The sequence below is a fragment of the uncultured Acidovorax sp. genome (assembly GCF_964021665.1).
Classification (GTDB): domain Bacteria; phylum Pseudomonadota; class Gammaproteobacteria; order Burkholderiales; family Burkholderiaceae_C; genus Acidovorax; species Acidovorax temperans.
In genome coordinates this window covers 1-23,180 of sequence record NZ_CAXIAK010000026.1, presented here as the reverse complement: position 1 = coordinate 23,180, position 23,180 = coordinate 1, and the positions used below count along the sequence as shown (strand labels likewise).

21 protein-coding genes and 2 pseudogenes are annotated in these 23,180 nt (G+C 64.7%); 11 read left to right on the top strand and 12 right to left on the bottom strand.

Annotated features, from left to right (window positions below; translation table 11 throughout):
* Nucleotides 1–72: 72 nt before the first annotated feature.
* From minE to AADJ04_RS07905, 4 genes are all read right to left on the bottom strand, one after another.
* Nucleotides 73–339 carry a cell division topological specificity factor MinE gene (gene minE / locus AADJ04_RS07920; RefSeq protein ID WP_142085214.1) on the bottom strand — a complete coding sequence of 89 codons (267 nt, stop codon included), beginning with the start codon at nt 337–339 and terminating at the stop codon, nt 73–75.
* A 3-nt stretch (nt 340–342) separates the two neighbouring features.
* A complete protein-coding gene (gene minD, locus AADJ04_RS07915; RefSeq protein WP_066695226.1) occupies nt 343–1,158 on the bottom strand; it encodes a septum site-determining protein MinD in 816 nt (271 codons plus the stop codon).
* A 45-nt stretch (nt 1,159–1,203) separates the two neighbouring features.
* Nucleotides 1,204–1,959, bottom strand: coding sequence for a septum site-determining protein MinC (gene minC / locus AADJ04_RS07910; RefSeq protein WP_338821228.1), 756 nt, complete (start codon nt 1,957–1,959; stop codon nt 1,204–1,206).
* 136 nt (nt 1,960–2,095) lie between these two features.
* A complete protein-coding gene (locus AADJ04_RS07905) occupies nt 2,096–2,974 on the bottom strand; it encodes an ion transporter (RefSeq protein ID WP_341239277.1) in 879 nt (292 codons plus the stop codon).
* A 52-nt stretch (nt 2,975–3,026) separates the two neighbouring features.
* Here AADJ04_RS07905 and AADJ04_RS07900 point away from each other — a divergent pair, with 52 nt between their 5' ends.
* The gene (locus AADJ04_RS07900) at nt 3,027–3,950 is read left to right on the top strand and encodes a DMT family transporter (RefSeq protein WP_341239276.1); all 924 of its coding nucleotides are present in this window, start codon (nt 3,027–3,029) and stop codon (nt 3,948–3,950) included.
* A 76-nt stretch (nt 3,951–4,026) separates the two neighbouring features.
* Here the strand turns inward: AADJ04_RS07900 and pssA are convergent, their stop codons facing one another.
* The 3 genes from pssA to AADJ04_RS07885 all read right to left on the bottom strand — a co-directional run bounded on the left by pssA (nt 4,027) and on the right by AADJ04_RS07885 (nt 8,074).
* Complete coding sequence (pssA, locus tag AADJ04_RS07895; protein WP_341239275.1) at nt 4,027–4,653, bottom strand: CDP-diacylglycerol--serine O-phosphatidyltransferase; 627 nt, start codon at nt 4,651–4,653, stop codon at nt 4,027–4,029.
* A gap of 207 nt (nt 4,654–4,860) precedes the next feature.
* A complete protein-coding gene (locus tag AADJ04_RS07890; protein WP_341239274.1) occupies nt 4,861–7,035 on the bottom strand; it encodes an acetoacetate--CoA ligase in 2,175 nt (724 codons plus the stop codon).
* A 208-nt stretch (nt 7,036–7,243) separates the two neighbouring features.
* Complete coding sequence (locus AADJ04_RS07885) at nt 7,244–8,074, bottom strand: M48 family metallopeptidase (protein WP_341239273.1); 831 nt, start codon at nt 8,072–8,074, stop codon at nt 7,244–7,246.
* A gap of 408 nt (nt 8,075–8,482) precedes the next feature.
* Here AADJ04_RS07885 and ubiM point away from each other — a divergent pair, with 408 nt between their 5' ends.
* Together ubiM and AADJ04_RS07875 are read left to right on the top strand one after the other, a co-directional pair.
* Complete coding sequence (gene ubiM / locus AADJ04_RS07880; RefSeq protein ID WP_341239272.1) at nt 8,483–9,784, top strand: 5-demethoxyubiquinol-8 5-hydroxylase UbiM; 1,302 nt, start codon at nt 8,483–8,485, stop codon at nt 9,782–9,784.
* Between the two features lie 190 nt (nt 9,785–9,974).
* A complete protein-coding gene (locus tag AADJ04_RS07875; protein WP_044397253.1) occupies nt 9,975–10,406 on the top strand; it encodes a hypothetical protein in 432 nt (143 codons plus the stop codon).
* Nucleotides 10,407–10,419: 13 nt separating this feature from the next.
* Here the strand turns inward: AADJ04_RS07875 and AADJ04_RS07870 are convergent, their stop codons facing one another.
* Nucleotides 10,420–11,163, bottom strand: a complete 744-nt coding sequence (locus AADJ04_RS07870) for a zf-TFIIB domain-containing protein (protein WP_341239271.1) — start codon at nt 11,161–11,163, stop codon at nt 10,420–10,422.
* A 180-nt stretch (nt 11,164–11,343) separates the two neighbouring features.
* Between AADJ04_RS07870 and AADJ04_RS07865 the strand changes: the two genes are divergently transcribed.
* The gene (locus AADJ04_RS07865; RefSeq protein WP_066696626.1) at nt 11,344–12,630 is read left to right on the top strand and encodes a solute carrier family 23 protein; all 1,287 of its coding nucleotides are present in this window, start codon (nt 11,344–11,346) and stop codon (nt 12,628–12,630) included.
* Nucleotides 12,631–12,722: 92 nt separating this feature from the next.
* Here the strand turns inward: AADJ04_RS07865 and AADJ04_RS07860 are convergent.
* Nucleotides 12,723–13,667: pseudogene (locus AADJ04_RS07860) on the bottom strand (LysR family transcriptional regulator); the annotation flags it as partial.
* A 144-nt stretch (nt 13,668–13,811) separates the two neighbouring features.
* Here AADJ04_RS07860 and AADJ04_RS07855 point away from each other — a divergent pair.
* The 6 genes and pseudogenes from AADJ04_RS07855 to AADJ04_RS07830 all read left to right on the top strand — a co-directional run bounded on the left by AADJ04_RS07855 (nt 13,812) and on the right by AADJ04_RS07830 (nt 19,709).
* Nucleotides 13,812–15,014: a muconate/chloromuconate family cycloisomerase gene (locus AADJ04_RS07855; RefSeq protein ID WP_341239270.1), complete on the top strand. Its 1,203-nt coding sequence runs from the start codon at nt 13,812–13,814 to the stop codon at nt 15,012–15,014.
* 63 nt (nt 15,015–15,077) lie between these two features.
* The gene (gene catA, locus AADJ04_RS07850; protein ID WP_341239269.1) at nt 15,078–16,013 is read left to right on the top strand and encodes a catechol 1,2-dioxygenase; all 936 of its coding nucleotides are present in this window, start codon (nt 15,078–15,080) and stop codon (nt 16,011–16,013) included.
* An 85-nt stretch (nt 16,014–16,098) separates the two neighbouring features.
* Nucleotides 16,099–16,512: pseudogene (locus AADJ04_RS07845) on the top strand (MFS transporter); the annotation flags it as partial.
* 94 nt (nt 16,513–16,606) lie between these two features.
* Entirely contained in the window at nt 16,607–17,419 is an 813-nt protein-coding gene (pcaD, locus tag AADJ04_RS07840; RefSeq protein WP_341239268.1) for a 3-oxoadipate enol-lactonase, read from the top strand.
* Between the two features lie 231 nt (nt 17,420–17,650).
* Nucleotides 17,651–19,165: an acetyl-CoA hydrolase/transferase family protein gene (locus AADJ04_RS07835; protein ID WP_341239267.1), complete on the top strand. Its 1,515-nt coding sequence runs from the start codon at nt 17,651–17,653 to the stop codon at nt 19,163–19,165.
* A 274-nt stretch (nt 19,166–19,439) separates the two neighbouring features.
* Nucleotides 19,440–19,709, top strand: a complete 270-nt coding sequence (locus AADJ04_RS07830; protein ID WP_341239266.1) for a hypothetical protein — start codon at nt 19,440–19,442, stop codon at nt 19,707–19,709.
* A 92-nt stretch (nt 19,710–19,801) separates the two neighbouring features.
* On the opposite strand, the gene AADJ04_RS07825 is transcribed toward AADJ04_RS07830, so the two are convergent.
* On the bottom strand, nt 19,802–20,956 hold the full coding sequence (locus AADJ04_RS07825) for an ABC transporter substrate-binding protein (RefSeq protein ID WP_341239265.1): 1,155 nt from the start codon (nt 20,954–20,956) through the stop codon (nt 19,802–19,804).
* A 489-nt stretch (nt 20,957–21,445) separates the two neighbouring features.
* Between AADJ04_RS07825 and AADJ04_RS07820 the strand changes: the two genes are divergently transcribed.
* Nucleotides 21,446–21,871, top strand: a complete 426-nt coding sequence (locus AADJ04_RS07820) for a hotdog fold thioesterase (RefSeq protein ID WP_066691168.1) — start codon at nt 21,446–21,448, stop codon at nt 21,869–21,871.
* Nucleotides 21,872–21,971: 100 nt separating this feature from the next.
* On the opposite strand, the gene AADJ04_RS07815 is transcribed toward AADJ04_RS07820, so the two are convergent.
* Nucleotides 21,972–22,289 carry a DUF4148 domain-containing protein gene (locus AADJ04_RS07815; protein WP_066691171.1) on the bottom strand — a complete coding sequence of 106 codons (318 nt, stop codon included), beginning with the start codon at nt 22,287–22,289 and terminating at the stop codon, nt 21,972–21,974.
* 471 nt (nt 22,290–22,760) lie between these two features.
* On the bottom strand, nt 22,761–22,955 hold the full coding sequence (locus AADJ04_RS07810) for a hypothetical protein (RefSeq protein WP_341239264.1): 195 nt from the start codon (nt 22,953–22,955) through the stop codon (nt 22,761–22,763).
* Nucleotides 22,956–23,180 lie beyond the last annotated feature (225 nt).

Sequence of the window (23,180 nt, the reverse complement as noted above, 5' to 3'; positions counted from 1 at the left end):
GCAGCACGGGCACAAAAAAAGCCCGCGCCGCAGGGCTGCGGGGCGGGCCTGGAGCCTGACGGGGTTCGGCGTTCAGCGCACGGTGTCGGGCAGCTCGATCTTCACTTCGAGCACTTCCAGGTTGTCCTGGCGCTCCAGTTGCACCTTGAGGTCTTCGGGGTTGATCTTGACGTACTTGGAGATCACGGCGACCAGCTCGCGCTGCAGGGCGGGCAGGTAGTCGGGCTCGGCGGCGCTGCGGCCGTTGCGCTCGTGCGCCAGGATGATCTGCAGGCGTTCTTTGGCAACGCTGGCGGTTTTTTTCTTCTCACCGATGAGAAAGGAGAGGAAGGAAGCCATGGCTTATTTGCTCCCGAACAGGCGTTTGAAGAAGCCAGGCTTTTCTGCCTCGATGAAGCGCAGGGGCTTTTCCTGGCCCAGGAAGCGGTCGATCACGTCCTTGTACGCCTCAGACACATCGCTGCCCTGCGCGTGGATGGCGGGCGTGCCCTGGTTGGACGACTGCAGCACCACTTCCGATTCAGGAATCACGCCGATCAGCTTGATGCGCAGGATGTCCTGGATGTCTTCCAGGCTCAGCATCTGGCCGTCTTCCACGCGGCTGGGGTTGTAGCGCGTGATGAGCAGGTGTTCCTTGATGGGCTCGCCGCCTTCGATGGCGCGCTTGGTCTTGCTGCCCAGCATGCCCAGGATGCGGTCGGAGTCTCGCACGGAGGACACCTCGGGGTTGGTCACCAGCAGTGCCTCGTCGGCAAAGTGCATGGCCATGAGGGCGCCGCTTTCAATGCCGGCGGGCGAATCGCACACGATGTATTCAAAGCCCATGCCGGCCAGGTCCGACAGCACCTTGCCCACGCCGTCTTGCGTGAGGGCGTCCTTGTCGCGCGTCTGGCTGGCGGCCAGCACGAACAGGTTGTCGCACTGCTTGTCCTTGATCAGGGCCTGGTTCAGATTGGCTTCGCCGTGGATGACGTTGATCAGGTCATACACCACGCGGCGTTCGCAGCCCATGATGAGGTCCAGGTTGCGCAGACCGACGTCGAAGTCGATCACGGCAGTCTTGTGGCCGCGCAGGGCGAGGCCGGAGGCAAAGCTGGCGCTGGTGGTGGTCTTGCCCACGCCACCTTTGCCGGAGGTCACGACGACGATTTTGGCCATGTCTTGTTAGTTCTCAGTGGGTTGATACGAAGCGGATGGGGCCCATCAAGCCAGAGGCTCAATGATGAGTTTTTCACCGTCCAGGCGAACCTGGGCGGGCTTGCCTGCCACGCTGTCGGGCAAGGCGGTTTCTGTAGTGCGGTAGATGCCTGCAATGGAAACCAGCTGCGGCTCCAGGCAGGTGCTGAAAATGCGGGCCTCGGTGTTGCCCCGGGCGCCAGCAATGGCGCGGCCGCGCAGTGGGGCATAGACGTGGATGTTGCCGTCGGCAATCACCTCGGCGCCAAAGCTCACCACCGCCATCACCACCAGGTCGGCGCCGCGCGCATACACCTGCTGGCCCGAGCGCAAGGGCTTGTCCACCACCACCGTGCCGGGGCCGGGCATGGGCACTTCGCGCACCACCTCCACCTCGCGGATCACTTCACGCACCACTTCCACGGGGGCGGGGGCTTCTGCACGGGCCGGTGGGGCATCGGGAGCAGCGGCCAGGCCTGCGGCGCGGGCGGCTTCCATCTGGGCGGGGCTGCCACCACGCACAGCCACGGGCAAGGTGCGCTGCTGGCGCAGTTGCTCGGCAATGGCGGCAAAGTCGATGGGTTCTTCGGCCTCGCGCACGGGCGCAAGGTCGATCAGCACGGGGTCAAAGTCGAAAAAACCGGGCGCATCGGCCACGCGCTCGGCCAGGTCCACGGCAAACTGCGCCGCGTCCGTGGTCTTGAGCACCACCGCCACCACGGGCAGTGAAGCACTTTTGAGGTCAAAACTGGTGCGGGATTGCGCCGCCGTTTCAGTGGCCATGGAAGGGAAGGTTCAACGGCTGCACCACCGGGCGCAACCCAAAGGCCTGAGTGTAGCGGCAGCGCATGGCCCGGCGGTGCACGGCGGGGCGACCGCTCACATTCGCTTGCATCAGAAGTTGCCTTGGAATGGGCGCTCAGGCGCCCTCGCGTTGCCAGGCTGACAGACGGACGCCGCAGTGCAGGCAGTAGCGCGCCTCGGGCAGGTGGCCTTCGGTCAGGCACTCGGGGCAAGTGCGGGCTGACGCAGCCCCCTGGGCCAGGCGCTGCGAGGTGATCTCGGCCGTGACGATGCCGGTGGGCACCGCCAGCGTGCCCCAGCCCAGCAGCATCATCATCGAGGTGATGATCCGCCCCAGCTCGGTCTTGGGCGTGATGTCGCCATAGCCGGTGGTGGTCATCGTGGTGGCCGCCCAATACACCGCGGTGACGATGGAGTCAAAGCCGTTGGCCGGTCCCTCGACCACGTACATCACCGTGCCCAGCACCAGCACCACCATGGCCACAGCGGTGACAAACACCGTGATCTTGCGCCGGCTGGCGCGCAGCGCGCGGCCCAGGCTCTGGTACTCGCTCATGTAGGCGGTGAGCTTGAAGATCCGGAAGATGCGCATCAGCCGCAGCACCCGCACATCGATCAGCACATGCAGCTCGGGGAAGAACAGTGCCAGGTAGGTGGGCAGCAGGGCCACCAAATCAACAATGCCGAAAAAGCTCAGCGCGTAGCGCAGCGGGTGGCGCAGGCACACCAGGCGGGCCACATATTCCACCGTGAACAGCATCGTGAAGACCCACTCCAGCGCGATGAAGGTGCCATGCCAGCGCGGTTGCAGGCGCGGCATGCTGTCGGCCACCACCACAGCCACGCTCAGCAGGATCAGACCGATCAGCGCGATGTCGAAGGTGCGCCCCGCGCGGGTGTCGCTCTCGAAAATGATGGTGTACAGGCGCAGGCGCCAGCCCTGCAAAGCGGTGTCGGTGCCTGGGGTGTCGGGGCTGGAAGGGGCGTGGGGCATTCCGCTATTGAAACCCGAAGCAGCGCGGCTGTCACTTGACCATAATCAAGCGATGAGCCCCACCCGCAAAGCCCACCTCGACTCCTTCGCCATCACCCTGCTGCTGGCCTGCTGCATGTTCTGGGGGTTCCAGCAGGTGCTGCTCAAGGCCACGGTGGCCGAGGTGCCGCCGGTGTTCCAGGCCTTTGTGCGCTTTGCCATGGCCACGGCGGCCATCGGCGCCTGGTGCCTGTGGCGCGGGCGGGTCGCCCCTGGCGCTGCAGCCCCGCAGGGAAGCTGGCGGGCCGGCCTGCTGGCCGGGGCGCTGTTTGCGGGCGAGTTCGCGTGCATCTACGTGGGTTTGCAATACACCTCGGCCTCGCGGTTGACGGTGTTTTTGTACAGCTCACCGTTCTGGGTGGCTTTGCTGCTGCCGCGCTTTATTCCCGGCGAGCGGCTCTACACCTGGCAATGGCTGGGCCTGGCGGCGGCGTTTGTGGGCGTGGGGCTGGCGCTTGGCGACGGGCTGGCAGGCGGCGCTGCAGGCGCGCACCCGCTGGCCTGGCTGGGCGATGCGCTGGGGCTGGCGGCGGGGCTGATGTGGGCACTGACCACGGTGGTCATCCGCAGCACGACCCTGGCCCGGGTGGCGCCTGAGCACCAGTTGCTCTACCAGGTGGCAGTGAGCACCGCCCTGCTGCCCCTGTTGTCGCTGGCGCTGGGCGAGCCCTGGTCGTGGGACTTCAGCGCGTTTGCGTGGGCATCGCTCCTCGTGCAGGCCCTGGTGGGGGCGTTTGCGAGCTACCTGGCCTGGATGTGGATGCTGGCGCGCTACCCGGCCACCAAGATGTCTTCGTTTGTGTTTCTGACGCCGGTGTTTGCGCTGCTGTTTGGTGCGGGCTGGCTGGGCGAGCCCATCACCGCCGGCCTGGTGGCTGCGCTGGGCCTGGTGGCGGTGGGCATTGTGCTGGTGAACCGCAAGCCCACGGCTGCCTGAGGCTGCTGAAAATTGAGCAAAAACAGCCTCTAGCGCTTATATAACAAGCGCCAGCAGCTATATTTTCAATAGCAAGTCAGAGCTTGGGAATGCGGATGCGGCTGATCATCAGCGAGCCGGACGCCGCAAACAGCAGCACCAGCGGGTGCAGCGTGAAGCCCGCCAGCACCACCTTGCCGCCCCACAGGTCAGGGCCCACGGCTCCCTGGGCAGCGGCCAGCGCGAGCAGGCCCACCAGCACGATGGAGGTGGGAATGGGCGTGCCCTCAAAGTACTTCACCTTGCCATCATCGCCCGAGAGGTTTTCGGCCGTGACGTTGTAGCGCGCCAGGCGCGACACCCCGCAGGCCACGAAGTAGGCCAGCACCACGCGGTCGTACAGGCCCTGCATGCCGCAGCCGTAGGCAATGATGGCGGGCGCCACACCAAACGAGATCACGTCGGCCAGCGAATCCAGCTCGCGCCCCATGGCCGAGCTTTTCTGGCGCCAGCGGGCAATGCGGCCGTCCAGCACATCAAAAATCAGCGCCGCCAGCACCAGGGCGGCGGCAAAGTAGATGTGCACCACATCCTGCGTGGCCAGGTACGACATGGCCGAAAACAGTGCCCCGACGCCACAAACCGCGTTGCCAAGGGTGAACCAGTCCGCCAGATGGAATTCGCGGATCATGGAAAAACGTTTGGGGTGCTGGGGTGTATTCATGGGAAGTGCGTCTGTGGAGCACAGTCAAAGCAAAGTTCAATTATGGGCGTGCAGGTCGCCAACGCCCCGGTATCTGTGGCGGCGCAGCGGGTTTCAGGCGGCCACCCTGCAGGTTAACAGCAGGACGAGCCCCCCAGCCGCTGCCCCACGCCCGGCACGGCTTTCTTCACCACAGCCAGTCGATACGCCTTGGGTCCCAGCGTACGGCTAGGCCGTTGGCAAGGTCTGCGCCCGCTCGGCCGCAAAGGCCACGTACCAGTCCAGGCAGCCGGGGTTGGCCATCGCGTCCCTGTTCACCACCTTCTCGATGGGCTGACCCAGCAGCAGCTTTTTGATGGGCAGCTCCTGCTTCTTGCCGCTCAGGGTGCGGGGCACTTCGGCCACGGCAAAGATGTCGTCGGGCACAAAGCGGGGGCTGAGCGCGGTGCGCACCGCCGCGTTGATGCGTGCGCGCAGGGCCTCATCCAGCGCCTGGCCGGGGCGCAGCACCACAAACAGGGGCATGTAGCTCTCGCGGCCCAGGTATTCCAGGTCCACCACCAGGCTGTCCAGCACCTCGGGCAAGGCCTCGACAGCGCTGTAGATCTCGCTCGTGCCCATGCGCAGGCCGTGGCGGTTGATGGTGGCATCAGAGCGGCCATAGATGGTGCAGCCGCCGTTGGCGCCGATCTTGAGCCAGTCGCCGTGCCGCCACACCGCGCCCATGCTGGCGGGGCCGTCGCCACCACCGGGCTGGCGGCCGTGGCCTGGCGGGTACATGTCAAAGTAGCTCGAGAGGTAACGCGAACCGTCCTTGTCACCCCACAGGTACAGCGGCATGGACGGCAGGGGCTGCGCGCACACCAGCTCGCCCAACTCGTCCGTCACCGGCTGGCCCTCGGCGTTCCAGGCCTCCACCGCTGCGCCCAGCATGCGGCATTGCATCTCTCCAGGCACCTGGGGCAGTTCGCGGTGGCCACCGATGAAAGCGCCGCAGAAATCCGTGCCACCAGAGATGTTGTTCCACCAGACGTCGGGCTGCGGCTCCACGCCTGCCTGCGCAGGCGTGGACAGCCCGGCGGTGGCGGGCGTCTCGCCCGCCATGCCACGGATGATTCGGAACTGCGCCGTGCCCCATTGCTGCACCTCGGGCGACAGCGGCGAGCCCGTGGTGCCAAGGGCGCGGATGCGCGTGAGGTCGCCATAGTCGGCCAGCGTGATGCCCGCCTTCATGCAGTTGGCAAAGAATGCCGCGCCCGCGCCGAAGAAGGTCACGCCGGTTTCGGCCGCAAAGCGCCACAGCACGCCCCAGTCGGGGTGCTCTTTGCTGCCGCCGGGGTTGCCGTCAAAGATGACGCAGGTGGTGCCTGAGAGCAGGCCGCTCATCTGCGCGTTCCACATCACCCAGCCGGTGGAGCTGTACCAGTGGTAGCGCTCGCCAAAGCTGTTGGGCTCGTAGCTGCAGCCAATGTCGTTGTGCAACACCTTCAATTGCAACGCCACCAGCATGCTGCCGCCATGGCCGTGCACGATGGGTTTGGGCAGGCCGGTGGTGCCGCTGGAATAGACGATCCACAGCGGGTGGTCAAACGGCAGCCACATCGGTTCGAAGGCCGCAGTTTCTGCATCATTTCGGGCTGTAGCGCTCGCCCAGCTTGCGCAACCAGCTATGGAAATTGAAGCATCCAGATGGCCCAGCAGCAGTACGTGCTGCAGGCTGGGCAGCCCAGCGCGCAGCTCGGCCAGCACGCCGGTGCGGTCGTGGTCGCGCCCGCCGTAGCTCACGCCGTCCACGCTGATGAGCACCTTGGGCTCGATCTGGCGGAAGCGGTCGAGCACCGCGTGCGTGCCCATGTCGGGCGCGCAGATGCTCCACACCGCGCCAATGCTGGCAGTGGCCAGGAAGGCAATCATGGCCTCGGGCACGTTGGGCAGGTAAGCCGCCACACGGTCGCCCGGCTGCACGCCCTGGGCCTTGAGGTGCAGCGCCAGCGACGCGACTTGGCGGCGCAACTCGGGCCAAGCCAGTTCGCGGTGGTTGCCTTTTTCATTGCGGCTGATGATGGCGGGCAGGCCTGCGGCGTGCGCCGCATCGACATGGCGCATCACCTGGCGCACATAGTTCACCTGGGCGCCCGGAAACCACTGCGCCCCCGGCATGGTGTTTTTGGCCAGCACGGCCGTGTGCGGCGTGGGCGACTGCAGGTCAAAGTAGTCCCACACGCTTTGCCAGAAGGCATCCAGCTCGGTGACCGACCAGCGCCACAGCGCGTAGTAGCTGTCGAACTGCAGGCCACGCGTTGCGTGCAACCATTGCTGGTACAGGCGGATTTGCGGAACGTAGGGCGGCGTGGTGCCCTGGGCCGATGTGCCCCGGCCGTGGGGAAGGTTTTTTGTCTCCATGCCGCCAGCGTAGCAGCGCCGCTGTGAAGTAGCCACCCGGGGCAGTCACGCGGTTGACGGCTGGCCGGGACATCTGGCAGGCAGGGGGTTGCCTGGGTGCGGCGCGGCGGCGCCAAAAAAAAAAGAGCCCCGCAGTGCGGGGCTCTTTGAATGAAATTGGCCTCTAGCGCTTATTCAGAAAGCGCCAACAGCTATTATTTCAATAGCATTACTTCTTGCCACCCGTCTTGTCGCGCATGCGGTCGGCACGCGAGCCTGGATCGGGGTGGGAGGACAGCATCTGGTCGAGCCCGCCCTGTTTGCCGCTGAGCGACGCCAGCTTGCGGAAGGCCGACTCCAGCGCCTTGACGTTGTACTTGTGCTTTTGCATGAAGGCCAGGCCGTAGTCGTCCGACTCGGTTTCCTGGCTTTGCGAGAACTGGCTGTTGAACAGCTTTTCGCCCAGCGCGCCCAGTTCGGAATCGGCCAGCTTGGCTGCCGTGCCGCTGGAGGCTGCCACAGCCTTGCGGCCAGCGGAAGCCATGTAGGCGGTGCGCATGGCGCTCATGGTGTGGGCGTGCTTGACGTGGCCGATTTCATGGCCGATGACGCCCAGCAGCTCCTGGTCGTTCATCATGTCCATCAAACCTGCGTACACACGGATGGAGCCGTCGGCCGTCGCATTGGCGTTCACATCCTTGCTCAGGTACACCTTGAAGTTGAGCTGCAGGCCGTCTTCATTGACGTGCTTGCGCGTCAGGCGCTCCAGGCGCTGGGAGTATTTGTTGTTGGGCGGCGCCAGCTTTTCGGTGCGATCGCCATAGGCGCGGTACTGCAGCGCCACCGACTTGAGTTCCTCGTCCGAGACCGTCACCGCCTTGAACACATCCACCGCCGCGCCGACCTGGTTTTCCGTCCTGGACCCGCCCGAGCCCAAGGCACCCGTGGTGTTCAAGGCCGAAGCCACGGCCGACAACCCGCTGGCCGAGCCCCCCTCGGTGGTCACGCAGCCGGTGAGCGCCAGTGCGCACGCCAGGGCGATGTACGTCATTTTTTTCATGTTGATTCCCTCGTTGAAATAAGCACCGCCACAGGTGCTGCCGCTGCCACGGTGGTGATGGCAGGGCGCGCTCACCGTGATGCGGTGGGATGTTGTTGTCAGAACGGCGCGCCATTGTTCCATGCACCCGCGCACAACGACTTCCCACCCCCAGGCAATTGCAACCGTTCGTATCTTTCGCCTACGGTATGCAACGCGTCGCCTTTTGTAACACCAGATGGATGCCTTGGGAGGGAAACACTACTCCGTCACATCACGTTGCGTTACATATGCCACGCTTTGCGGGTGAACGGCGTGCACCCGCACCACAGTGTTTTTCAGGGCCCCTTTGATGCATTGCAAGGCGCGGCCGCATACCCCGGCCCACAATGCCTGCTCTTTTTTTTTGCGCCAATCGCACCCCCTTTCATGCACATGCACAGCGACGTACTCATCGTGGGCGCCGGGCCAGCGGGCCTGTCGCTGGCCATCTCTTTGGCAAAAGCGGGCTTTACCGCCACCGTGCTGGACCAGAACCCCGCCGCCACGCTGGAGCAGCCCGCGCCCGACGGCCGCGAGATCGCGCTCACCCACCCCAGCGTGGCCACCTTGCAGCGCCTGGGTTCGTGGGCGGGCCTGACCGCCAGCGAGATGGGGCACATCCGCGCCGCCCATGTGCACGACGGCCCGGTGGGCGCACACAGCGCCATGCAATTGCAGGTGGCGCACGGCGCTGGCGCTGCGCCCGCGCCATCGATGCCACTGGGCTTCATCGTGCCCAACCACGCCCTGCGGCGCACGGCCTATGGCGTGGCCGCCAGCACGCCGGGCGTGCGCGTCGTGCCGGGTGCGCAAGTGCACCGGGTGGCCACCCTGCCCACGCACGCAGAAGTCGATTACACCGACGCTGCCGCCCCCGGCCAGGCCAGCCAGCGCCTGTGCGCACCGCTGGTGGTGGCGGCCGACAGCCGCTTTTCTGCCGCACGCCGCCAGCTGGGCATTGGCGCCCAGATGACCGACTTTGGCCGCACCGTCATCGTCTGCCGCATGCGCCACACCCAGCCCCACGCAGACACCGCCCACGAATGCTTTGGCTACGAACGCACCCTCGCGGTGCTGCCCCTGCCTGACGACGCAGCGGGCCGCCCGCAATGCTCGGTCGTGGTCACGGCGCAGGCCGCCGACGCCGCACGCCTGATGGCGCTGGAGCCCGCCGCATTCACGGCCGAGGTGCAGGCGCAGTTCCAGCACCGGCTGGGCGACATGGAGCTGATCGAGCAGCGCCACGCCTATCCGCTGGTCGCCGTGTACGCGCAGCGCTTCACCGGGCCGCGCTGCGCCCTGCTGGGCGACGCCGCAGTGGGCATGCACCCGGTCACCGCCCATGGCTACAACCTGGGCCTGGCGGGGGTGGAGCGGTTGACGCAAGCGCTGGAGGCCGCCCGCCAGCGGGGGCAGGACCTGGGCGACGCCGCCGCGCTGGCGCCTTATGCCCGCGCCCACCACCTGCACGCCTGGCCTATCTATCAAGGCACCAACGCCATCGTGCGGCTGTACACCGACGCCCGCCCCCTGCCCCGCCTGTTGCGGCAAGCGGTGCTGCAAGGCGCGCGGCACCTGCCGCCGCTCAAGGCGGCCATCGTCGGGCAGCTCACCGGCAAAACACCGGCATGGCAAACGCCGCTGGCACGGCTGGGCACGGCCCTGGCGGCTGCCAGGCCAGGGCGCTGAAGTGCCAGCCGGGCCGGCACTTGGTAAAGCCCGGTTACGTTGAGGACGTGGCGGCACAGGAGGACGACCCACGCCGACCACTATGATCGGCAGCCGCGCCACGCGGGCAGGGCTTCTGCCCGGCCGGTGCGCTGCGGTTCCGCCGCCCTGCCCTCGGTCTTCCTCGCCTTACTTCACCGCTTTCACTGCCATGCCCACCCTCATGTCTGCCTGGCCCGCCGTGGCCCTGCTGCTGCCCGCACTGGTGCTGCTGTCGGCCGTTGTGTTTCTTGCCAAAGGCGACCGCCGGTCTTTTTCGTACCTGATGGCGCTGCTGGCCTGCTACCTGGTGGGAGCCCTGCTGATGGAGTTCTTCGTCTTCATGGCCGCCCGCATGGCGCGCCCTGGCACGGCGCAGGCCGTCCCGGTGCTGGGCGCAGGCACCAAGCAACTGCTCGAAACACTGAGCAACCCGCGCTCCATCGCCGCTCCTCCCCTGTCACTGCCCGCCATCGCGGCGTATTCGGTGCTGGCGTCTTACCTCTGGGTGCTGGTGAGCTGGGGGCTGCACCTGCGCGGCAAGAAAGCGGGCTCGGGCAAGAAGAAGGCCAGCAGAAGCAGCCGCAAGCCCGCCAAGGCCTAGGAACCCAGGGCAGTCACTTGCCCATCAGCATGCCCACCACCACGGCCACCCCGGCAGCGAAGAGGTCGCCAGTGATGGAATCTTCCGCTTCGCCGGAAAAGCGTTTTCTCTGCTGTTCACGCTGCGCGCGGTTGCGGTCCCGCTCCAGCATCACCAGGGCGTCGGCCAGATCGGGGGCAGAAGGTGCGGCAGCGGGCGCCGCCGCAACCCGGTAGCCTTCCAGCGCTTTTTTCACGGCCTCGGGGTCAATCAGCGAGAACGCGGCGCGGCAGTGCGGGCAGGCGTGGTCTTTTCGAATGTCCACCGGCGCGCCGCAGCCGGTGCAGTAGATGGCGTCCACGCGCCGGGCCAAATCATCCACCTCCGCGCGCGTGAGGTGGCGCACAAAGCCCTTTTCGACCATGAAAGACGAAAACGCGCTGAAGCGCCCGTGCTGCTGCGCGCAGCGGTACACCATGTAGCGGCCGCTGCGCACCACGTCGAACGACGGCGCCAGCGGTCGCACGCAGCGCGGGCAGGCCAGCTGGCGCTGCAGGGGGCGGCGCTCGTCCGTGCGGTGCTGGTGCAGCAGCGTAAACAGCTCTACCACGGCCTGGGGGCTGAGCTTGAGGTTTTCGCGGTGGTCAAACCAGATGCCCTGGCACGCAAAGCAAATGTCCAGCTCCACCACGCCATGGCCCAACCCATGGTCGTGGCCGTCGAGCTGGTGAACCTCCATGGGCAGGCGGCAAGAGGGGCACAGGGGCGTGGGCTTCATGGCGGGCAGGGTGGCAGATAACTCGTCTCGCGCCCGAAGCGGGCGCAACGCCCCGCATCCTAACTGCTGCCCCGCAGCGGCCTGGGCGCCAACAGCCGGCCAGGCAGCGCCTTCACACGACGCAACAACAGGCAGAAATCCACTAGCATCCAGCACACGAATTTTTACAAGGAATACACCATGGGATTGATGGACTGGAAAGTCAAAAGCCCCGACGTGCTGCAGCAAGGCGGTGTCGTTGGCCCGGACGAGCGCCTGCCGTGGCCGCAAACGGCGGTGATGGGTGTGCAACACGTGATTGCCATGTTTGGCGCCACGGTGCTGGCCCCCATCCTGATGGGGTTCGACCCCAACGTGGCCATTCTCATGAGCGGGCTGGGCACGCTCATCTTCTTTCTGGTCACCGGCGGCAAGGTGCCCAGCTACCTGGGCTCCAGCTTTGCCTTCATTGGCGTGGTGATTGCAGCCACGGGCTACGCGGGCAAGGGTGCCAACGCCAATATCGGCGTGGCACTGGGCGGCATCATTGCCTGCGGCCTGCTGTACACGCTGATCGGCGCACTGGTGCAGGCCATTGGCACACGGTGGATTGAGCGCTGCATGCCCCCCGTGGTCACGGGCTCGGTGGTGGCGGTGATCGGCCTGAACCTGGCAGGCATCCCCATCAAGAACATGGCCGCGAGCAACTTTGACAGCTGGATGCAGGCCGTCACCTTCGTGTGCGTGGGCCTGGTGGCCGTGCTCACACGCGGCATGGTGCAGCGCCTGTTGATTCTGGTGGGGCTGATTGCCGCCAGCATCGTCTATGCCGTGCTGACCAACGGCATGGGCCTGGGCAAACCCATGGACCTGTCGGCCCTGGCCAATGCGCCCTGGTTTGGCATGCCCAGCTTTGCGGCCCCCGTGTTCAGCGGCAGCGCCATGCTGCTCATCGCCCCGGTGGCCATCATCCTGGTGGCTGAGAACCTGGGCCACATCAAGGCCGTGACAGCCATGACCGGCCAGGACCTGGACCGCTACATGGGCCGCGCTTTCATTGGCGACGGCATTGCCACCATGGTCAGCGGCAGCGCTGGCGGCACGGGCGTGACCACCTACGCCGAAAACATCGGCGTGATGGCCGCCACCAAGATCTACTCCACCGCCGTGTTCCTGCTCGCTGGCGTGTTCGCTCTGGTGCTGGGCTTCTCGCCCAAGTTTGGCGCGCTGATCCAGACCATTCCGCTGCCGGTGATGGGTGGTGTCTCCATCGTGGTGTTTGGCCTGATCGCTGTGGCCGGCGCCAAGATCTGGGTGGACAACAAGGTGGACTTCTCGCAGAACAAGAACCTCATCGTGGCAGCCATCACCCTGATCCTGGGCACGGGCGACTTCACACTGAAGTTTGGTGAATTTGCCCTGGGCGGCATCGGCACCGCCACCTTCGGCGCGATCATTCTGTACGCATTGCTCAACCGCAAGGGTTGAGCCTCTCTCAACCTGCCGCCCCCTGCGCGGCAGGCTCCCCCCAAGCGCCCGATCTCAGGGCGCTTTTTCTGGGCCTTCTTTTCCTTGGCAGCCTTCCTGGACGGGGGCAGGCCCGTGCCGGGCAACACGTTGTGCTCCACATCCAGCCATGGCGGGTTTTCTGCGTACATGTCACTGACGAGTTGCTTGATGGCGGCGATGTACCAGGCGTTGTCGTTGAGCCGGTGGCTCAGGATGATGGGCGAGGTGATGCGCGGGTCATCGATCAGGCGGTAGTGCAGATCGCTGCGCAAACGCGCTGACGACGGAATCAGGCACAGCCCATACTCCGCCGCCACCAAGCCCAGGGCGGTCTGGATCTCCCGAACCTCGTGGATTACTGAGGGGCGAATGTCCTGGTCGTTCAGAAAGCTCAGCACATGGTCCGCAAAACTCGGCCTGGGCTCCTTGGGGTAGACGATGAGCTTTTGCCCGTTGAGCTCACTCAGGCTGATGTGGCCAGCGTTGGCAGCCAGGGGTGAATCGGGCGGAATGGCCAGCACCAGGCGTTCTTCGCGCAGCACCGTGCGGGCCACCGTGGAATCGTTGCCCCGGATGCGGCCAAAGCCCACATCGATGCGGCCTGACTTCAGGGCCCCAATCTGCTGGGTGGACGTCAGCTCCACCGGCTGGATGTCCACATCGGGGTAATGCTGGCGCAGCTTGCGCACCAGCATCGGGAGACCACCGTACAAAGTAGAGGGCACGAACCCGATGGACACGGTCTCTCGCTGCTGCAGGCCAATTTGGCGGGTGGCCGTCTTGAGCTGGTCCAGCCGGTTGATGATTTGCAGCGCCTGCTCGTAAAAAACGCGCCCCGCCTCGGTGAGCCGCAGCGGACGGCTATTGCGCAGGATGAGCTGCACGCCCAGCTCCTCCTCCAGCAACTGGATCTGCCGACTCAGCGGCGGCTGGGCGATGTGCAGCACTTCAGAGGCGCGGGTGAAATTGCGCTCGTTGGCCACAGCCACGAAATATTTGAGCTGACGGATGTCCATAAGGGTAAACCATACAAATGCAGGCATATCACCACTGCAAGTGGTTGATTTTTATTGGTGTAACGCTGAACTATATCTTTTAGGTATGCCATAAGACCAATTTGGTGTTGGATTGGCGGAAGGCCAAGCTGTTCAATTCGCACCATGCAACACAGCCCCAGCCTCCCTCTTCCAGCCAGTGCGGCCGTGATTGAACGGGTGGAAACCTTCCTGGTAGACCTGCCCACGATCCGGCCACACCAGTTGTCCATGGCCACCATGAACGGGCAAACGTTCATGCTGGTGCGCCTGTACTGCTCGGACGGCACCGTGGGCGTGGGCGAAGGCACCACTATCGGCGGACTGGCCTACGGCGCGGAATCGCCCGAGGGCATGAAGCTGGCCATCGACACCTACTTCGCGCCGTTGCTCGTGGGTGCTGACGCCAACCACGTGCAGGCCCTCATGGCCAAGCTCAACAAAGCCATCAAGGAAAACCGTTTCGCCAAGTGCGCGGTGGAAACCGCCTTGTTCGATGCACTGGGCCACCGCACCGGGCTGCCCGTGTCGCAACTGCTGGGCGGGCGTGTGCGCGACAGCCTGCCCGTGGCCTGGACACTGGCCTCCGGCGATACCGCCAAAGACATTGACGAAGCCGAGCGCATGCTGGCGCTGCGCCGGCACAAGACCTTCAAGCTGAAGATTGGCCGCCGCAGCGTGGCCGCTGATGTGGCCCACGTGGCCGCCATCAAGAAAGCCCTGGGCGACCGCGGCGCGGTGCGCGTGGACGTGAACATGGCCTGGAGCGAGCTGGAAGCCCAGCAAGGTCTGGCCGGCCTGGCAGACGCAGGCTGCGAACTGGTGGAGCAGCCCGTGGCGTCGGCCGAGGCCATGGGACGCCTCAAGGGGCGCCATCCCATTGCCGTGATGGCAGACGAATCACTCACCGGCCCCATTTCTGCATTTGCGCTGGCACGCGACGCCGCCGCTGATGTCTTCGCCGTCAAGACCGAGCAATCCGGCGGTCTGCAGGCCGCACAACAGGTGGCGGCCATTGCCGACGCAGCAGGCATTGAGCTGTACGGCGGCACCATGCTCGAAGGCGCCGTGGGAACGATCGCGTCCGCCCACGTGTTTGCCACCTTCAAGCACCTGCAGTGGGGCACCGAACTGTTCGGCCCGCTGCTGCTGACGGAAGAGATCCTGGCAGAGCCCCTGCAATACCGGGATTTCGAACTGGCGGTGCCCACGGCGCCCGGCCTGGGCATTGCCCTGGACGAAGAGCGCGTGCAGTACTTCCGACGCGACAAGAAACGCAGCGGCCTGATAGCCGCTGCCCAACCCACACCGCAACCACAGATTGCATGACGGATGGGCCCCGTCACCGCTGGCCCGCTTTACCTTTCACAACGACCCCCAGGAGATCTCCCCATGGCCATCCAAATTTTCAACACCCCTGAAGTCCAGGACTTCCTGCGTCTGGCCAGCGGCCTGAACCAGAGTGGCGGCAACCCACGCGCCAAACAGATCGTGCACCGCCTGCTGTCCGACCTGTTCAAAGCCATTGACGATCTGGACATCACATCGGACGAATACTGGGCCGGTGTTGCGTACCTGAACACCCTGGGCGCTCGTGGCGAAGCCGGTCTGCTCTCCCCCGGCCTGGGCCTGGACCATTTCCTGGACATGCGCATGGACGCCAAGGACAAGGAACTGGGCGTTGAAAATGGCACGCCCCGCACCATCGAAGGCCCTCTGTACGTGGCCGGCGCGCCGGAAGCCAAGGGCTTTGCCCGCCTGGACGACGGCAGTGATAAGGCAGGCCACACGCTGATCATGCACGGCACGGTGTACAGCGCGGACGGCAAGCCCATGCCCAACGCCAAGGTTGAAGTCTGGCACGCCAACACCAAAGGCTTCTACTCACACTACGACCCCACTGGTGAGCAAAAGGCCTTCAACATGCGCCGCACCATCATCACCGACGACCAGGGCCGCTACAAGTTCCAGAGCATCGTGCCCCAAGGCTATGGCTGCCCGCCCGATGGCCCCACACAAGCACTGCTGAATCAGCTGGGTCGCCACGGCAACCGCCCCGCCCACATCCACTTCTTTGTCACGGCTGAGGGCCACCGCAAGCTGACTACACAGATCAACATCGACAGCGACCCACTGTTGAACGATGACTTCGCCTACGCCACGCGTGAAGGCCTGGTGCCCGCACTGGTGGAGCGCACGGACGCAGCCTCCATCCAGGCCAACGGCCTGAACGGTCCTTTCGCAGAGATCGTGTTCGACTTCAAGCTCAGCAGCCTGGTCAACGGCGTTGACAACCAGCTGGTCGACCGCCCACGCCTGGCGGCCTGACCCTCCTGCGGCGGTAGCGCCACGGTGCACTACCGCCGGCTTCGCCCTTTGGCGCCCCTTTGAAAACCGCGCCGCACGCGCGGGGGTGGTGGCCTTCTTCACGGCCGGCACCCTGGCGATTGCGCTGCCCGGCTTCAAGAGCCCCATGCCTGTGCTGTATCTGCTGATCTTCATCGCAGGCGCCACCACCATCGGCACGCAGATCCTGCTGTACGCCAACACGGCGCAGTTCTACCCGCTGGCCATGCGCTCCACCGGTCTGGGCTGGGCTTCGGGCGTGGGCCGCACCGGCGCCATCGTGGGGCCGTTGTTGGGCGGCTCGTTGCTGGCTGCTGCGTTGCCCCTGCAAATGAACTTCCTGGTGTTCGCAATCCCTGGCCTGGTCGCCGCGTTGGCCATGGGTTGCTTTATTCTGTTCAACCGCCGCAGCGCTACCCCCTTGGTGGCACCTGTTGCAAACCCTGCGAGCCGACGAGCGCCAACGGCCGTCTCTGGCTGAGCGCAAAGTATTCCGCGCCCATGCATGAAATCCCCAGCGCCCCTGGCGCCGGGGATTTTTGGCGTTTGCCACCCCCTAAGAAACTGGAGAAACCATGAGCAATCCCCCAAGCCTCCTCACCACAAGCCGTGGCACCTTCCGCGTTGCCATCGACGGCAGCCCTGACGCACCTGCCTTGGTGTTGAGCAATTCATTGGGCACCACGCTGGAGATGTGGGATGCGCAAGTGGCCGCGCTGTCCGCCAGCCACCGCTTGATCCGCTACGACACGCGCGGCCATGGCGGCAGCCCTGTCACCCCAGGCCCCTACCGCATGGACGACCTGGGTCAGGATGTGCTGGCGCTGCTCGATGCGCTGAACATCGACCAAGCATATTTCTGCGGTATCTCGATGGGCGGCCACACCGGGCTGTGGCTGGGGGTGCACGCTGGCACGCGCATGCGCGGCATTGCCGTGTGCAACAGCGCTGCCAAGATCGGCACCGCACAGGCATGGCAAGAGCGTGCCGCCACCGTGCGCAGCCAGGGTGCCGCCGCCATGCAGGCGCTGGCCGATTCCGCACCCAGCCGCTGGTTCACCGCAGGCTTTACCCAGACCCATCCAGACATCGTCCAACGCGCGCAGGCGTGGATTGCAGGCATCGCCCCTGAAGGCTACGCCGCCTGCTGCGAAGCCTTGGCCACTTCGGACCTGCGTGAGAGCATTGGCCGCATTGCAGTGCCCACGTTGCTGCTGGCCGGCGCAGATGACCCGGTGACCACAGTGGCCGACGCACAGGCCATGCAGGCCAGCATCGCCGGTTCTTCGCTGGCTGTCGTGCCTGCGTCGCACCTTTCCAACCTGGAAGCGCCACAGGCCTTTGAGCAAGCCGTGCTGGATTTTCTGGCCCACGCGGCCAAGGCTTGAGCGCCATCGGCAGCCTTGGTGAGGGAATGAGGGCCCACCGGAACCTGGCGCGGTGGGGGCAACTGACTTTGAGGCAAGTGCCAAGGGTTGACCCACCCACTCGGGTTAACCCCTAAACAAGGCGAGGCTTTTTGTTAGCATTCCGCTTCTTTGAAGCGACGCACGGGTGCTCACGGTACGTGAGCCCTGTTCGATTGCCCCACCTCTCCCACCCTTTCTTCGCTCTCTCCCATGTCACTTGCCGACCGGGTTTTGTACCCAGACTTTCTTTCGCGCATCGTTACCGCAGACGAAGCGGCTACCATGATCCCCGCAGGGGCCCATGTGGGCATGAGCGGCTTCACCGGGGCGGGTTACCCCAAGGCGGTTCCGCAGGCGTTGGCACGGCATATCCAGCAGCAAAACGCGCAGGGCAAGCCCTTCAAGATTGGGCTGTGGACGGGTGCTTCCACTGCCCCCGAGCTGGATGGAGCGCTGGCCCAGGTGGACGGCATCGATATGCGCCTGCCCTACCAGTCCGACCCCACGTGCCGCAAGCAGATCAATGCCGGGCAAATGCAGTACGTGGACATCCACCTGTCGCACGTGGCCCAGTTTGTGTGGTTCGGCTTTTTGGGCAAACTGGACGTGGCGGTGGTGGAAGTGGCGGGGGTGCTGCCCGACGGGCGCCTGATTCCGTCCTCGTCCGTGGGCAACAACAAGACCTGGCTCGACCAGGCGGACAAGATCATTCTGGAAGTGAACACTTGGCACAACCCGGGTCTGGAGGGCATGCACGACATCTACTACGGCACAGATGTTCCGCCCAACCGGAGGCCCATCCAGATGACGGAGCCGCACCAGCGCATTGGCGAGCCCTACCTGCGCTGTGACCCCTCCAGGGTGATTGCGGTGGTCAAAACCCACCAGCCCGACCGCAACTCGGTGTATGCAGCGCCTGACGACACGTCCAACCGCATTGCCGGCCACATCATCAATTTCCTGCAGCAAGAAGTGAAGCTGGGCCGCCTGCCCGCTGACCTGCTGCCGCTGCAGTCGGGCGTGGGCAACATTGCCAACGCCGTGCTGGCAGGCCTGAACGCCGGACCTTTCGAAAACCTCACCGCCTACACCGAAGTGCTGCAGGACGGCATGCTGGACATGCTGCGCTCGGGCAAGCTGGCCAGCGCCTCGGCCACGGCCCTGTCGCTGAGCCCCGCCGCAATGCAGGACTTCAACGACCGCATCGATTTCTACAAAGAGCGCATCGTGCTGCGCCCGCAGGAGATCAGCAACCACCCCGAGCTGATTCGCCGCATGGGCCTGATCGCCATGAACGGCATGATCGAAGCCGACATCTATGGCAACGTGAACTCCACGCACATCATGGGCTCGGCCATCATGAACGGTATTGGGGGCTCAGGCGACTTCGCACGCAACGCCTACCTGTCGATCTTCATGACGCCTTCGCTGGCCAAGGACGGCGCCATCTCCTGCATCGTGCCCATGGCTTCGCACGTGGACCACACCGAGCACGACGTGCAGATTCTGGTCACCGAACAAGGCTTGGCCGACCTGCGCGGGCACTCGCCCACACAGCGGGCGGAAATCATCATTGAAAAGTGCGCCCACCCGGACTTCCGCCCCGCCCTGCGCGACTATCTGGCACGCGCGCGCAAAAGCGCCCTGGGTCAGCACACCCCCCACCTGCTGGGTGAGGCGCTGTCCTGGCATCAGAAGTACGTGGAAACAGGCTCGATGCGCTGAACGCTTGATCCAAGGCGAACGCAGGGTCTGCAAAGGGGCTTAATGAAAAGCTCAGTCATTTTGTAAAGCAAGGGTTAACCCTAGTTCTATTGGGCTTGTGGCTTTTCAAGCTCTCCGATTCTTTTACGACACAGGCCGGCCTCCATCAGAGGCCGGCTCTTTTTCTTTGCGGATACGAACCACGCAACGCCGTCAATTCACCCAATCGCTGGTGGCCGCCAGCACAGGCCTTCTCTGGGCAACCTCTTCCCGCGCAGTGGGTTTGCAAGACCCCATGGACAGCAAAACGGTTTCGGTCGGCTGCTCGCTGGACGCTACGGGCCCTCTGGCCAGCCTGGCTCGCGAACTGAAGCACGGCCTGGACGCAGGCCTCGAGCGTGCCGGCCGTGAACTCACCCGCGGCAAGCTGCGCGCGGCACTCGCCAGTGTGCGCAGCCACGACATGGGCGGGATGACCGTGGACTACAGCAACGGCGCGCCGTATGTCGGTTCACGGTTTGTGAACCTGGGAATTCTCGGAGCCAACGGCCGCATGGTCGGTTAACGGAATGCGTTCCGGGAGGGCGTTCCGTCCCAGGTAGTACAGGGCTGCGACGATACGGAACAACGGCGCCGAAGGCGCTGTGTCAGCAGCCCTTAACCCACAAACCGCCCGGCTCCATTCAACACGCCCATGTCCACAAAACGCGAACCTACGTAGGGGGCCTGGCCGGAGTAATCAATCACCAGTCCACCCAAGTCCAGGTTGCGAATCCCGGCCAGCGCGGTGCGCAGCTTGCTGCGAGTAGGGTCGGCCCCGGCGCGCTCCAGCCCCTCGGCCAGCACGCGGGTGTTGGTGTAAGACTCGAGCGTGCCCAGGTTGAACTCCTGAATACCGCGCGCCCGCATGGCGGCCTGGTAGTCACGCACCAGGGCTGTCTTGGCGCGAGTGGGATCGGGCATGACCATGGTGAGGGCCAGCCCACTGCCCGCATCGCCCAGCTGCTTGAGACCTTCACTGGTCAGCGTCACGCTCAGGCCCGCCATGAGCACACCGGGGTTGTTCGTCTTGAGCCCGCGTACCAGTTCCACCGAAACGGCACCCGCCGTGGCCAGCAACACGGCGGCAGGTCGGGCCTGGCCCACCTTGGCCAGCACATCGCTCAGGTTCTTGCCATCGGTGGCCAATGCGACTTGCACCAGAGGCTTGAGGCCTTGCTCCGCCAGGAAACGGGTGGAATCCTCCAACATTTCGCGGCCGTAGGCGTTGTCCAGGTAGACGACGCCGATGTCCTTGAGGCCCATACCGGCCAGACGTTGCACCAGGCGGCGTACTTCGTCGGTATAGCTGGCACGCACATGGAACACGTTGCGGGCGCCCTTGCGCAGGGACGAAGCCCCGGTGAATGGCGCCACATACGGAATGCCCGCGTCCTCAATCATCGGCAGAATGCCCGCGTTGTTGGGCGTGCCCACGCAGGACATCAGCGCAAAGGCACTGCCCTGGCTGATCATCTGCTGGACGTTTTCGGTGGTGCGCTGCGGCACGTAGCCATCATCCAGGATCTGCAGTTGCACCATGCGGCCGTGGATGCCGCCGCGCGCGTTGATCTGCGCCAGCGCAGCTTCTGCGCCTTGCTTGATGTCGCGCCCGAACCCGGCCAGGGGGCCCGAGAGGGAAGCCGAGCACCCAATCGTCAGGCTCTTGCTGCTAATGCCTGCGTCTTGCGCAAAAGCATGGCGCACCAGCGCAGGGGCAGCCAGACCAGCGGCCAGGCGAGGGGCAATAGTGACAAATTGGCGACGCTGCATAAAAAACAAACTCCCGAGAATTCAACGCAAAGGCTCGCCCCCTTTTTGGAGCAACTGATCAGTGTACGTGGGGGGTTTCCCCTCGCACCACCGAGCCAACCCTTAGAACCTGTTCACAGTCTTTTTGGAGATTGCATTGGAGTGCAATCGGGATGAGTGGATGCAACGGATGCGCCGCATGGGCTGGTGCCCATGCAAGCAGCCGGGGCGCCAAAGCTCCAAGTTCATCGGCCCGATTTCACTCCAACCCTTCGGGCAAGCGGCTTGCCGGGCGGTCTGCGGTGTTACACCGCTTGCCAATAGCACGGGCCACCTTGGATGAATGTGGGCCGCGCGCTGCGCCTAGCAGCCCATCCCCGCAAGACACTTGTGCAACTCCAAAAAGACTGTGAACAGGTTCTTCGAGCCTGCTGATAATCTTTGCGTCGCCCCGGCACATTCACTGCGGGCGTCTGTCCTTTCATCCCCCTCGCTGGAGCCCTACACACCATGTCCATCTGGAAGAAACCCATCTCTGTTGAACAACTGGCCGCGAGCGGCGCCAACACTGCCGTCAGCCACCTGGGGATCGAATTGACGGAAGTGGGCGACGACTTCCTGCGGGGCCGCGTGCCGGTGGACGAGCGCACGCGTCAGCCTTTCGGGCTGCTGCACGGTGGAGTCAGCGTGGTGCTGGCTGAAACCCTGGGTTCCATGGGCGCCTTTTATGCCAGCCCTGAGGGCCACCGCGCCGTGGGGCTGGACATCAATGCCAACCATTTGCGTGCCGCTACCAGCGGCTGGGTCACCGGCACGGCCCGCCCGGTGCACATTGGCCGCACCACACAGGTGTGGCAAATCGACATGGTGAACGATGCGGGTGAGCTGACCTGCGTGTCACGCATCACCATGGCCGTGCTCGCACCCAAAGGATGACGCGCTGGGGCCTCGCCCCTGCCGCCCCATGCAACAAAGCCCGCAGGCCGAAAGGTCTGCGGGCTTTGTTTTGCCATGTGCCGCCTGGGGCGGCAATAGATCAGTGTTCGCCTTGAACGGTCTGGCCAGCCTTGTGGGCCGCAATGGCTTCGGCGCGAACTTCAGCACGGCTGCGGGCGCTGTTCACGGCGGCAGCGCTGTAGGCCACGTCAGAACCTTCTGCATCGTGGGGCATGGCGCCGTTGGCACGCGCTGCTTGCAAGTCAGCGATCACGGCCTGGCGGGTCAGTGCGCTGGCGGTGGATGCTGCAGCGGGGTAGTTGGAGTTGTCACCGAAGGCACCGGAAGACTGGGCATGGGCGGCCACAGAGCCCAGGGCAAACAAGGAGAGAGCGGCGATAGTGCGGAAGTTCTTCATGATCAAAATCCTGTCTTACAGATCAACATTCAGATGCCGGCCCCGGCACTCCACTTTCACGGAAGCTGCCGGTTTCGACCTGCGTCGATGAGTGGCAGTTGAACGTGTCGCTCATCGATGGGAGTGACTGTATCTAGGGTTAGTACGGGGATAAACCGCCTCGCGCGGAACCAAATGTTCACCAAACCGAAACAATTCATCAGGAACTTTTTGATTCGATCCATTTTCAACATGGATAAATACCCACCTCCACTGCGGGCAACAGGGCTGTGGTAGGTCCTGCCAGCCATGCAAAGTCAGTGGCGCGCCGTTGCAACCCACCGCAAGACAGACATGCGAGAGCATGTGGAGACAAAGCACTGCAGCCGGCCCAGAAAGACAAGGCATACGCATCGAACTGAATGAAAAACGCCTTCCCGTGCAACCAGCGCACGGGGTGGCGTGATTCACATCAGCCAGTCGCTCTGGCACCTAAAAACGCCCCACCAAAGAGACCCCGATCAGCGGGGCCGTCTTGAAACTCTGCTTCTTGATCAAATTGCCGGAGGCATCTTCCAGCCGCAGCGTGCAGCCCACCACGGCACCGCCGTACAGGTGCAGCGCCATTTGCGGGCCTAGATTGCGCGTGACGCGCAAGAACAGCCGCACCCCGCTTTCCTCACCCACACCCCCGACACCATGGCGCCCCAGACCCGGGACTCGCTGTTGCTGGCACTTTTCTCGCCAAACCAGTCCACAGAAGGGGCGACGGTCAGGCTCCAGTCGTTGGACAAAGCCCATGACACCGGCACCGATACGCCGTAGCGCCGCACGTCGCCCCAGGTGGTGGAAGCGCCACCGCGCGCGGGTGGCCGAGCGCCTGTCCCCCCAGGCCTGGTTCACCACCCTGCC